Origin of the sequence: Lwoffella lincolnii, assembly GCF_002014765.1 — a bacterium.
Taxonomy (GTDB): domain Bacteria; phylum Pseudomonadota; class Gammaproteobacteria; order Pseudomonadales; family Moraxellaceae; genus Psychrobacter; species Psychrobacter lincolnii.
On record NZ_MUYT01000001.1, the window covers coordinates 194,102 to 206,638 of the forward strand.

The 12,537-nt window shown below is 41.6% G+C and carries 9 protein-coding genes; 5 read left to right on the forward strand and 4 right to left on the reverse strand.

Annotation, left to right across the window (positions count from 1 at the left end):
- The first annotated feature begins 13 nt into the window (after positions 1 to 13).
- Both B0682_RS00945 and B0682_RS00950 read left to right on the forward strand, forming a co-directional pair.
- A complete protein-coding gene (locus B0682_RS00945) occupies positions 14 to 451 on the forward strand; it encodes a hypothetical protein (protein WP_078306221.1) in 438 nt (145 codons plus the stop codon).
- Between the two features lie 315 nt (positions 452 to 766).
- The gene (locus B0682_RS00950; RefSeq protein WP_078306222.1) at positions 767 to 943 is read left to right on the forward strand and encodes an oxidoreductase-like domain-containing protein; all 177 of its coding nucleotides are present in this window, start codon (positions 767 to 769) and stop codon (positions 941 to 943) included.
- Between the two features lie 39 nt (positions 944 to 982).
- On the opposite strand, the gene B0682_RS00955 is transcribed toward B0682_RS00950, so the two are convergent.
- A complete protein-coding gene (locus B0682_RS00955; protein WP_078306223.1) occupies positions 983 to 5,437 on the reverse strand; it encodes an AAA family ATPase in 4,455 nt (1,484 codons plus the stop codon).
- A 212-nt stretch (positions 5,438 to 5,649) separates the two neighbouring features.
- On the opposite strand from B0682_RS00955, the gene B0682_RS00960 reads away from it, so the two are divergent.
- Positions 5,650 to 6,285, forward strand: coding sequence for a thermonuclease family protein (locus B0682_RS00960; RefSeq protein WP_143823214.1), 636 nt, complete (start codon positions 5,650 to 5,652; stop codon positions 6,283 to 6,285).
- A 55-nt stretch (positions 6,286 to 6,340) separates the two neighbouring features.
- On the opposite strand, the gene B0682_RS00965 is transcribed toward B0682_RS00960, so the two are convergent.
- On the reverse strand, positions 6,341 to 7,615 hold the full coding sequence (locus B0682_RS00965; RefSeq protein WP_078306225.1) for an exonuclease SbcCD subunit D C-terminal domain-containing protein: 1,275 nt from the start codon (positions 7,613 to 7,615) through the stop codon (positions 6,341 to 6,343).
- A gap of 42 nt (positions 7,616 to 7,657) precedes the next feature.
- Positions 7,658 to 8,755 carry a 3-deoxy-7-phosphoheptulonate synthase gene (locus B0682_RS00970; RefSeq protein ID WP_078306226.1) on the reverse strand — a complete coding sequence of 366 codons (1,098 nt, stop codon included), beginning with the start codon at positions 8,753 to 8,755 and terminating at the stop codon, positions 7,658 to 7,660.
- Between the two features lie 217 nt (positions 8,756 to 8,972).
- On the opposite strand from B0682_RS00970, the gene lpxB reads away from it, so the two are divergent.
- On the forward strand, positions 8,973 to 10,421 hold the full coding sequence (gene lpxB, locus B0682_RS00975; RefSeq protein WP_240494798.1) for a lipid-A-disaccharide synthase: 1,449 nt from the start codon (positions 8,973 to 8,975) through the stop codon (positions 10,419 to 10,421).
- Here lpxB and B0682_RS00980 read toward each other — a convergent pair.
- Positions 10,385 to 11,035 (reverse strand): AAA family ATPase, encoded by a 651-nt coding sequence (locus B0682_RS00980; protein WP_078306227.1) that lies wholly within the window; start codon positions 11,033 to 11,035, stop codon positions 10,385 to 10,387. The genes lpxB and B0682_RS00980 overlap by 37 nt on opposite strands.
- Positions 11,036 to 11,221: 186 nt before the next feature.
- Here B0682_RS00980 and B0682_RS00985 point away from each other — a divergent pair, with 186 nt between their 5' ends.
- Complete coding sequence (locus tag B0682_RS00985) at positions 11,222 to 12,376, forward strand: beta-ketoacyl-ACP synthase III (RefSeq protein WP_078306228.1); 1,155 nt, start codon at positions 11,222 to 11,224, stop codon at positions 12,374 to 12,376.
- Positions 12,377 to 12,537 lie beyond the last annotated feature (161 nt).

Consider the following 12,537-nt stretch of genomic DNA (forward strand, 5'->3'; position numbering starts at 1 on the left):
TAGGAAAACTTTTATGAAAAAACTTATATATTTGATTATTATCAGCTTTACTTTGATAAATAATGCTGCATTTGCATTAGATAGAAATGGGAATTTCGAGTCTATTCAGGAAAGAGATTTATTTCTTTCCAAAACCCTTCAAGATATGGCAAAACAGATGAATGCCCAAGCACCCATTATGATGGATGAAAGTACAAAATTTATTGGTGCTTTAGCGTTAAATAAGACATTAAATTTCATGTATCAACTTATTGATATAGACTCTAGAAACATAGAGAAAGAAAATATTGAAGCTTTTTATAGAGACAGATTAGAGGTAATGAATAATATTGCTTGTAAGTCAGAACCAACTCAAAGATTGATGGATGCTGGAATAACTTATGTTTATGTTTACAGTGACATGAATGGACGAGCCATTGCAAGAGTAGAGTTAAAAAACTACCATTGCTGATAGATATCAAGATGGGTTTTATATTCCATCAATTATCCTAAATTTAATAGTGCAAAAAAAAGCACTTTTATTCAATTCGTTCTTTTTCAAGCGATATTTAAGTAATATTTATGAAAACGCAAGATGAACTACAAGCACACTATGCAAATTTTGATTTTTCAAAGGCAAAAGTAGTTGAACCAAGATTAATCAAAAAAAATTCAACAGCTTAAACAAAAGCAAAAGGAAAAAACCATGATAATTGAGCTAAACCAACTGCCCCAAGGTATTCAACAACAAATCCTAACTACCCATGATTGATTATTTGACATAACCATGACTCAAACATTACCCAACAATGAAACACTCATCGAAGAGCCTATCCCACCAGAAGATTGGGAATGCTGTCATAGTGAGTGTGGTGAATTGTGCGTTTATGCCATTTATCGCATGCAAAAACAAGCATACGATGAACAGCAAAAACGCCTAGCAAACCTAGCAAAGCCAAACTAAGGCATGTCTTTAATGCTTGAGCGGGCGGACATTGCAAAATTAGCCCAGTCTTTGGACACCAGCACCAGACAGCTTGCTTACCCCACCACTTAACTTGCTGACTTGTATCTGCGTTAAGATGCGGTCTTTTAGACTTTGAATGTGCGAGATAACCCCAATCAGCTTGCCTTCTTGATGCAAATGGGTCAGTGTGTCTAGGGCAATCTCCAGTGAGTCTTCGTCCAACGTACCAAACCCTTCATCTAAAAACAGCGAGTTCATGGGCATGTTGTGGCTTGCCATTGCCGATAACCCCAATGCCAACGCCAGTGAGATGATGAAGCTTTCACCACCAGATAAATTCTTACTGGTGCGTACTTCTGCACCTTGATATAAGTCAATCACGCTTAACTCAAGGCTGTTGCTGATGTTGTCATCACGATAAAGCAGATAACGGTCGTTCATTTTTTTGAGCTGATGATTGGCTTCATAAATCATGATGTCAAAGGTTAGCCCCTGCACAAAGTTGCGATATTTCTTGCCATCTGCTTGTCCAATAAGGGCGTGTAGCTTGTCCCAAAGTTGGTTTTCTTGTTGTTGCTGACTGATTAGGGCGTGTTGTGCTTGGGTTTTTGACAGATTATCATGATGTGTTTTGATTTGTTGTTCGATGCCACCAAGCTGTCGCTGTTGTTCTTCAAGTTGTTGTTTTAGATGATTTTTCTTGTGATTCATGGCATCAATGGCATTTGTCAGTGCTGTGCCTGTTAATTGCTGATACGTTTTTAAAAAAGCATCGCTGTCATCTATTGTATTCATCTCCAATGTCATTTCTAATGTCTTAATGTTGTGTTTATCTTGTTGTTCTACTTGCTTTTTTAGGTCATCAAGCTGACTGTGTAAGTCATCAAGGTTGTTTTGTAGATGGGTGATGCTGGTGTCTAATCTGTTTTGTTGTGCTTGCAGTTGTTCTCGCTCATCAGTGGGCAGGCGTGCTTGAACAAAGTCATTCATATCAATAAACCCTTGTTTTTTAAGCTGTTTGATAAAGTCTTGTTGTCGTGCGTCGATTTGCTGACTTTTTTTATCCATACTTTGGCTCAGCTCAGCCAGCTGACTTTGTAGATTTTGTATTGCCAATTGCTGTTGTTGTTGCTGATATTTGCTGGTTTCTAGCTTTTGGCGTTGGGCAGTGATGTCAGCTTGTAGTTGTGCTTCTGTCTCATCAGGGTTGTGATGGGCAAATTTGTCATGTCGCTCTTGCTGTTTTAGTTGTAGCTGAGCGTGTTGTGTTGATATGGTTTGGCTAAGTGTTTGTTGTTCTTGTTGATATGCTTGCTGTCGAGTTTGTTGTGCTGTCAGGGTGGCGGTTAGGCTGTGCTGTTGGTTGCTATGTTCATGCAGTTGTTGGGTTTTTTTGGCATGTGTTTCGATAAGCTGTTTCCATTGAATGGCGATGTCTCGCAACGGCTGCAATATGTCTTCGCTTTGTAATTGTTGCCAATAAGGTTGTGAGTAAAATGGTGTCCATGTGTTCTGTGTGGGCTGATTGTCGCTGTTTGTTATGCCCATTTGTTCAAGTTGTTCAAGTTGCTCCGCCAATTGTGTCAATGATGTTGGCACAGACACAAGCGAAGAGGTGGGTTTGGGCGTGGTGGGTGTTGGTATGTTAATTAAGTTAATTAACGCCATCAGCTGTTGGCATTGTGTCCGTGCTTGCTTAATAAAACCTTGTGTGTCTTGTCTGACACGTTTGTCCATGTCCTGTAGGTGGCAAAGTTTGGTTTGGGTATGTTGAATATGATGATTTAGTTGTTGCTGCTGTTGCTTATGAGCCAACTGATTGGCAAAATGACGTTCTATGTCTTCTGCCAGCTGTCTTTGTGTGTTTGATAACGTGTGTATTTTATCCAGTTGAGTTTGGTTATGTTGTTCTGCCGTTTGCAAACTGTTGGTGATTTTATGAATACACTGTACACCATCATTCATGTCATCATTAAAAACATCATTGTTAAAAACAAACCCACTATGGTTATCTACTGGGTTATCTACTGGGTTATCTACTGGGTTATCTACTGGGTTATCTACTGGGTTATCTATTGGATTATCTCTTGATGTGTCTGCTTGGCTGATGTTGATTTGGTCAATATTTATTTGAATGGCTTGATGTTGTTTTTGTAATTGTGATTGTAACTGTGTGATGTGCTGATGAAGTGAAGGCTCTGGATTGTCAGTTATTTGTGTTATCAATAATGCGTTGTTGTTTGTTTTGTTGTTCGCTTGATGACACAAGGTCAGCAGTTGCTGAAGATGTTGTTTGGTCTGTGTGATTAGCTTTAAGTGTTGCTGACGCTTATCGGCATGTTGATGGTGCATGACTGCCATTTTTTTTTGTAAATTGGTTAAGTCGGTTTGCTGGTTTTTTTGTGTGTTTAGCAGTTGAGCAAGCTTGTCTTTGGTGCGATGTTGGGTGTGATGAAAGTGCTGAGCGTCAGTTTGTTTGGGTAAATAATGCGGATGTGAGCCGTGGTCAAGGTTGGTAAGATAAGGATGTTCGGTTGAGCCACATAAAGGACATGGTTCATCATCTGACAGATGAATGATGTACTCTTCTAGTCGGTTGACTTTATCATATAAGGCAAGGGTGTCTTGCAGATCTTGAATGTCCGCATCAAGCTCGTTAAGCTTTTGTGTCAGTTGTGCTTCTTGGTGATGCTGTTGGTTTAGGGTGTGTTGTTGAGTTTGCAATGTGCCAAGATTATCCGTCAGTTGTTGCCAATCTGTCTGTAGCTGTTGGCTAAGTTGCTGTTGTTTTGTTAGTTGTTGTTGCCTTTGGTTGTTGCTTTGTTCGCTTTGGATTAAGGCATCGGCGATTTGTTTTAACGTGGTTGTTAGGGCCGCTTTGGATAAAGGGGGGGTGTTGCCACTGGCATCGTTGTCGTCATTGGCATCATGGGTGTCATCTAATGATGGGGCAAATGTGGTGATGCCTGTCATCGTTTGGGTTTGTATCAGTAGTTGTTGTGCTTGTTTCTGTTGTTGTGCAAGGTATTTTTGGTCATGTTGTTGTTGGTTTTGTAGCTGTTGGCGTTGATTTACCAGCAATTCACTTTGTTTGCTAAGATGCTGATATTGCTGGTAAATGTTGTGTTGTTCTTCAGCAAGTTTCTGACGCTGTTGTAATGTGTCTGATAAAGCACGGCCTTGCTCAAGCAACTGCTGACGAGCGTGGTGTAAATCTTGGTGATTGTACCGAGACAACTCATTTTGTAACTGAGCAATGTCAATGGTCAGTTGTGCCAAAGTTTGCTTGGTGTGTTGGCTGTTTTGTTGTTCTTGTGCCATGCTATCGCTCAGTTTTTTGTATTGGGCATGTTCTTCGGCAAGTCGTTGTTGGCACTGTTCGATGTGCTGGTCAAGCATGCGTATTTGTTTAAAAAGGGGTTGTTGTTGTGTTAATGCCTTTTCAAGCGATTGTAGATGTTCGTTGTGTGTGTCCACCTGTTGCTTGATGTCAGCTAACGCCTGCTGTTTATCTGGTAGCTTATGTGTCAGCGTGGTCAGTCGGTGTTGTTGTTCTTTGTGGTCATCAATCAGTTGTTGCAGATGATAAAACGTCCCTTCTATGGCAAAAGCACGTTGAGCTTGTTGTAAGCGTTTGCCATGTTTGGCAAAATCTTTAAGCTGTGTTTGTTTGACGGTCAGTTGTTGCTGTTGTTCGGTGAGTTGCTGGTGTAACTTGGCTTTATTTTTTAGCCATTGATGACGTTGACTGATGATGTTGACTTGTGTTTTTGTGTTGTGTTGTTGGGTGTGTAACTCAGTTAACATGGTGTTTAGCTCGGTGAACTGTGCATCGCTGAGTAATTGGATACCACCTAAGGTGGCTTTTAATTTTTCCAGTTGTTGTTGGTGTTCTTGTTTTTTTTTATGCACACGCATGGAAATATCAGCATAGATGTCTGTACCTGTGATTTGCTCTAATATCCTAGCCCTTTCATCACTGCTTGCTTGCAAAAATGCTGAAAAACTGCCTTGAGCCAGCATGATTGAACGAGTAAACTGGCGAAAATCCATACCAAGTAAATGGTGGATTTTGTCTTTAGTCCTGCGAATGCTGTCTTCGAGAATATCGCCTTTTTTAGCATGAGCGTGTGGCAATAAACTGATGCTGTGTTGAGCGGTTTGTAGATTACCATCTGGCTTGTTATAGGCACGTTTTTGCGACCACGAACAGCGGTAATACGCATCATTGATGACGATGACCACTTCTGCTAAGCAATCAGCTGTCCGCCTGCTCATGATGTCGTTACTGTTGTTGCTGATGTTATTAATTCTGGGCGTTTCACCATATAATGCAAGGCAAATGGCATCTAAAATGGTGGTTTTACCTGCTCCTGTCTGTCCTGTGATGGCAAAAATACCTGCATCTTTAAAACTAGGATTGGTAAAATCAATCTGCCAAGTACCGACTAAGGAATTTAGATTTTTTAGGGTAAGTTTGATGATTTGCATGATGTGTCTTGCTCTAAGAAGCGGTATTAATGGTAAATGGTAGAAAAGTATTGGGTCATATTCGCCACTGACAGCTCTTGTTCTGATAACATATAAGACGGCATTGATAAGTCATATTTTACACGAATTTATGAATGCAGTTTTTTTCATAAATACCGTTTTTAAGGTACATAAATACCGTTTTTAAGGTAAATGTTTTAAGGTAAATATCCATGATGATAAAAAAGCTCGCAATAATCCTATTAAGTGGTCATTTAATGGCATGTGGTGGTGGCAATGATAATGGTAACTCACCAAACTCAAACTTTATCCCCACTGTGTCATCAAACAACACAAACAACACAAACAATACAAACAATACAAATGGCATCTTACTTAATACCTTACATGCCACAAAAGTAAAGGTCATTGATGGGGATACGATAGAAATCTTACTTAAGAACAGCAAAAGTGAGAAAATAAGACTGTTGGGCATTGATGCTCCTGAAAGCAAGCAACCTAACGGCAAAGCAAGTACTGACAATCTTAAAAAATGCGTCAGCAATGTTGATGTTATGATAAAGTGGCAAGAAAAAGACAGATATAATAGGATTTTGGGTAAAGTTTTGGCGAATAATATTGATTGTAACTTAAAGCAAGTAGAAGATGGTTTGGCGTGGCATTATAAAAGATACATCAAAAGCCAACCACAGCCTGACCAATTGTCATATGCCAATGCTGAATTTTTTGCCAGACAAGCTAAAAAAGGTTTATGGTCAGACCCTAAGGCGATTGAACCTTGGCAGTGGCGTCAGCGTGATAAAACCAAGCAACAAATCAAGCAACAAATCAAGCAACAAGCCAAGTAGGATAATCAAACATGGCTTGATATTTAGCCACTTTCATTTAGCCATTCTCATTTAGCTATTCTGCTTGAGCATCTTCATGACGCATCTCATATAGAATCTGCTGATAACAATTCATCAATGCAGGTCGTTCGGCATCGCTGATGGCATTTATTTGTAAACAGCGTTCAAACACTTCTATTTCATCGAGTTCATGCAAATGTACAGCTTGCTTACCTTGTTGACGTAAGATTTTGTCAAATGATTGCTGATTGAAAATTTTTAGCAGTTGTATGTTGCTGTTTTCGACCAGTTCATTGAGCTGTTGATTTAGGTTGGTCTGTATCACAGAGTCCGAGCCATCATAAACCACTTCTACCCAAATGGACTGATTGTCTTTAACCAACTTTTTGAGTTCGGTTTTTATGTGTGCCAAATTGCCTTTGATTTGTGTCAAACGTTGGAAAGTTGGCACGACTAAGGCAGTGATGCAAGGATTTTGCCCTGTAAAGCTGACTTTAAGCACTTGTTTAGACTGTTTGGCTTCACCAAATCCCATGGGAATGGGTGAGCCGCTATAACGAATGTGTTCATGTCCCCCAACTTTTTGAGGCACATGCAGATGACCTAATGCCACATAATCAATGTCTTTATCAAAAATATCAGCGTTGATATGACCCAATGTACCGATGTACAGCTCTCTGACGCCATCATCAGCGGTGGTGATTGCCCCACTGGCGTACAGATGCCCTGTGGCAATTAAGGGTGGTGTGTCGCTGGGGTATGATTGTTGGCATTGTGCCAGTCGTTGTTTGGCGATGTTATGGGCGTGTTGATAATGGGCTTGAATGCCAGCGATAAGCTGGGTGTGTTTGTCTTCACCACTTTGGGCAGAAAAGCTGACACGCACATCACGGTCTCGCAAATAAGGCACTGCCATAATGATGGCTTGTGGGTTGCCATTGGCATCGGTTAGGGTGATGACTTCATCAGCAATGTCATCTGTTGCTGACCCGATGACATGCACGTTAAGCTGTTTTAACAAATGTTTTGGCGCATCAATCAAAGACGGTGAGTCATGGTTGCCTGCCACAATGACGACATGACGACAAGGACACTCTTGAGTTTGAGCGATGCGTGCCAAAAACTGATAATACAGTTGTTGGGCCCTATTGCTTGGAGTCATGGTGTCAAAAATATCGCCAGCAACTATCAGCACATCAATGGCTTGCATGCATAAGCATTCATATAACCAATCCAAAAATTGTGTGAACTCATCATAGCGGGCATGACCATACAAGCGTCTGCCCAAATGCCAATCTGATGTGTGTAAGACATTTAAGGTCTTTGGCATGGTGATACCTTTGGCTGTTGAACCATGAGTTTAACTTAGCAATCAGTTTGAACGCACATCTTGAATGACATGACGCAAATTACGCAATGCTGCCACCGTGCTGTCCCAATCCAGACAGCCATCGGTAATGGATTTGCCGTACTCAAGTTTAGATAAGTCTTGGGTCAAATTCTGCCGTCCACCTTTTAGATGACTTTCAATCATCATGCCCATAATGGACTGATTGCCATTTTGGATTTGTTGGGCGATGTTTTGAATGACCATTGGTTGTAGATAAGGGTCTTTGCCAGAGTTGGCGTGGCTTGCGTCAATCATGATTTTGACATTGACTTGGTTATTTTGTAGCTCGTTTTCAGCTTGTGCGACTGCTGTTTCATCATAGTTGGGCTTGCCATCGCCTCCTCTAAGCACCACATGGGCGTATGGATTGCCTTTGGAGCGGATAATACACACCTGACCATCTGCCGATAAGCCTAAAAAGTGATGCCCTAATTGTACCGCTTTCATGGCATTGACTGCCACGGTCATGCCACCATCTGTACCATTTTTAAAACCAACAGGACAAGATAAACCAGAACTCATCTCACGGTGCGTTTGGCTTTCGGTGGTGCGCGCCCCAATCGCAGACCAACTGATTAAGTCTTGTATGTATTGTGGGGTATTGGGGTCTAAGGCTTCGGTGGCACAGGGTAAGCCTTTTTCGTTCAAATCCAATAACAGCTGTCTTGCGATTTTAAGCCCTTTTTCGATGTCAAAACTGTCATTTAAATCAGGGTCGTTAATCAAGCCTTTCCAGCCTGTGGTGGTGCGTGGTTTTTCAAAATATACTCGCATCACAATGAACAGTGAGTCTTGCACTTCTTTGGCAAATTCTGCCAGTCTATCAGCGTATTCGTGAGCGGATTTGATGTCATGAATGGAACAAGGACCAACCACAATAAGCAGTCGCTTGTCTGTGCCATCTAAAATGTTCTTAATGGTATCACGACCTTTTTTCACCGTGGCAGCCGCTTTTTGGCTCAAAGGAATGTGAGCTTTTAGTTGAGCTGGCGTAATTAGTGGGATAAATTCTTCGATATTCACGTCATTAATTTCTTTATGTAAATGGGCATTATATGAATGGGCAGTTTGGTCAGTCATCAGTGTGAGGTCCGTTCTTGCTGTCCTTTTTATGGCTGCCATATCCTATGGTTTCCATATATAGACAAATGCTAATTTTTATGATTAATCCGTTTTATTATGAAGTCTGTCTGCAGATATGGCAAGCAATAACCCTGTTTTTTATCACAATAATAGACATGGTTGGGGCAAATTTTTGTTATACTGATTTGTCATTGCTGTCATAAATGATTGCCTTATGTCAGCTCATTCTCCACAAATTAATTCATCAAGTTGTATGACTGATTTTAATCATTGTGATGACTTTAATCACTTGGATAACTGTAACCACTTGGATAACAATCACTTGGATAACTGTGCCATGTTGTCGCAAAATAAATTGGTTGTTGGCATTGTCGCAGGGGAAGTGTCAGGCGATAAGCTTGGGGCAGTATTGATGCAACAAATGCAGAGCTACCAGCCTAATATTGAATGGGTGGGTGTTGGCGGTCAACACATGCAGGCTCAAGGTCTGTCAACGCTGTTTGATTTGTCTGAATTGTCGGTCATGGGTTTGGTTGAGGTCATTAAGCATTTACCCAGCTTAATCCATGCCAAAAATACCATTTTGTCCGCTTTTGCCAACGCCAACATTGATGTGTTTATTGGCATCGATGCCCCTGATTTTAATTTGCGGTTGGGCAAAGCACTTAAGTCTCAATTACCCTTCAAATCTCAAGCCAAATGGCAAAATCTAAAAGGCATAAAAGCTGGGCAAGGCGTATTTTGTGTGCAATATGTCAGCCCATCGGTGTGGGCATGGCGTGAAGGTCGCATCAAAGGCATCAAACAAGCCACTGATTTGGTGTTGTGCTTGTTTCCATTTGAGTTGGACGTGTATCAGCGTCATCAACACCCTGCGGTGTGTGTTGGGCATCCATTGCTTGATGACATTAAACCCAGACATACCGATGCTGACCGTGAATATGCAGTTGATGGCTTATACAAATTGGATAAGCAGTTAAACCACAAGCAGTTAAACCAACCATTGGCACTGACAAACAAAGACGCTCATCAATCGGCGATTTTATGCGTGATGCCAGGTTCTAGGGTGGGGGAGATAACCGCCATTTTGCCAAAAATGCTCACAGCGGTGTGCCAGTTATTACAACAACGCCCTAATTTAACCGTGCTGATTCCCACCATTAACGCTCATCATGCCAAGCTGATTCATCAGCTGATTAATGAACAGATGGCTGATGGTTCATTGCAACAAGCATGCCATGTGTTGCATGACCCACACAACCCAAATTTATCGCACCAAGCGATGTTGGCTTGTGATGTGGTGCTGTTGGCATCAGGCACAGCCACTTTTGAAGCCATGCTACTTCAACGCCCCATGGTGGTGGTGTATCAGCTAAATGCCTTAACTTATCACGTGGCCAAACGGTTGATTAAAGTGCCTTATGTGGCGTTGCCAAACATTTTGGCAAATCAACCCATCGTACCTGAGCTGATACAAAACGCTGCCACACCATCTGCCATCGCTGATGCTGTTGATAGGCAACTGACCCCAAGCATTAACCAACAACAACAAAAGACACTACAAGCCTTATCAGATAAAATACGCCAAGACAGTCGGCATCAGGCTGCCAAAGTGGTGTTGGAACATTATTGGCACAATTGGCACACTCCCAGCAATGCTTGATGGCTTAGCCATTTTTTTACTTGAGTAACACGCTCATCACGACTACCACCAATCATACGATAATCAATGCCATATGTGTTCAGTGCTGTTACAAACACGTCATGAATGGCATTGCGTTCATAAGGGCTGTCTCTGATTCCATCGGCTTGCCAAGGCACATCTAACTTGGTCAACAACACCATGTCATAGCGATGACTCAATGCTGCCTGCTTGAGTTTTGATGGGCATCTGCCTTGATACCAATGGGCATATACCATCAGCTCAAACAGACACGTGTCGCAAAATAACGGCAGTTTAGCAGCATGGTTTTTATTATTGTGGCTTGCTTGTTTGGCAAGTTGTGCGGTGGCTTGATTTTCTGCATGGATTTGCCCTTTGGCAATGGGCAATAAGTCATCATAACCGATGCCTGCCAGTCTGCCTTCAGGTGTTTGCCATTTTTGTTTAAGATACGGACGCATGTATTCAACCACCCATGTACTGCCATACGCTGTCGCTAAGTCTTGACATAGCGTGGTTTTGCCTGTGCTTTCCACCCCCATCACCACCACTTTGATGACATTGGGGTCATGGACTTGCTGTAGGTTGGTGTTTGGTAAGATGGTGTTTGGCATAAGTTGTGTCCATTGGCGTGGGGTTTTGAAAAAAGCAATGAGATTGTAACAAATTATTCGCAAAAAAAATGAGAACAAGGCATAATAGACACATTAAAAAATTGTACAATCGTAAACTGAAAAATTCATAACCATTCATTTTCATTATTCATAACCATTTGGTATATTGTCATCATAGGAACTGCCATGACCCCGTACATCACCGCCACAGGACTGTATACTCCCCCATACCGCATCAGTAATGAAGAGCTGGTAGACAGTTATAACCAATATGCCAGTGATTACAATGATGCCCATGCCGATGCCATCGCTCGTGGTGAGCGTGAAGCGTTGCAACCATCATCAGCAGAATTTATTGAAAAAGTCTCTGGCATCAAATCTCGCTATGTCATGGAAAAATCAGGCATTTTAGACCCAAAAGTCATGAGTCCAAAAATCCCCAAACGCACCCTAGGTGAAGAGCCATCACTCATGGCAGAAATGGGGCTATCGGCTCTCAATCAGGCTTTACAAACAGCGGGGCTACAAGCCAATAACCTTGATGGCATCATTGTGGCTTGTTCAAACTTTCAGCGTGTCTATCCTGCCATCGCCATCGAAATTCAGCATTATATTGGCATGCAAGGTGGATTTGCTTATGATATGAATGTGGCATGCAGTGCTGCCACTTTTGGCATTGCTCAAGCAGTTGGCTCAATCAAAGCAGGATTGGGCAAAAAAATTGCTGTCTTAAACATTGAAATCACTTCTGCTCATCTTAATTGGCGTAATCGTGACAGTCATTTTATCTTTGGTGATGTCGCCACCGCCACCATCATCGAAGCGTTTGACACACCGCCAACAACTGATGGTGCGTTTGAAATTATAGACAGTGATTTATTTACCGAATTTTCGGTCAATATTAAAAATGAATATGGATTTTTAGACCGTAGTGAATATTTGGCGGCACAAACTGAGTTGTATCATGACATTCATGAACCAGTTACTGACAAGCTATTTATGCAAAATGGACGAAAAGTATTTAAGGAGGTCTGTCCTAAGGTGGCCAAGCTGATTAGTCAACAGTTACAAGACAATGGCATTGCCACGACAGATGTTAAAAGAATGTGGTTGCATCAAGCCAATGCCAATATGATTGATTTGATTTTACGCATGGTGGTGGGTAAAGATGCCGACAAAGACATTGCCCCATTGGTGATAGATGAATTTGCCAATACCAGCTCTGCCAGTCCTATGATTGCGTTTCATCGTCATCATAAGCTTGACAGTGGTGAGATTGGGGTGATTTGTTCGTTTGGGGCAGGTTATTCAGTGGGATCGGTGTTGGTAAAGAAGGTATAGCATGTTTGCCTAACATGTTGTCAAGCTGCCTATTGAGCCTATTTAACCCATCGTGCGTAATTCTCCACCCATAATCTTTGATTTAGGTGGAGATGTAAGCACAGGCGACCTAATCAGGGCGTTCTTGTTTTTTGATGTCATAGACAGTATGTCAACACCAT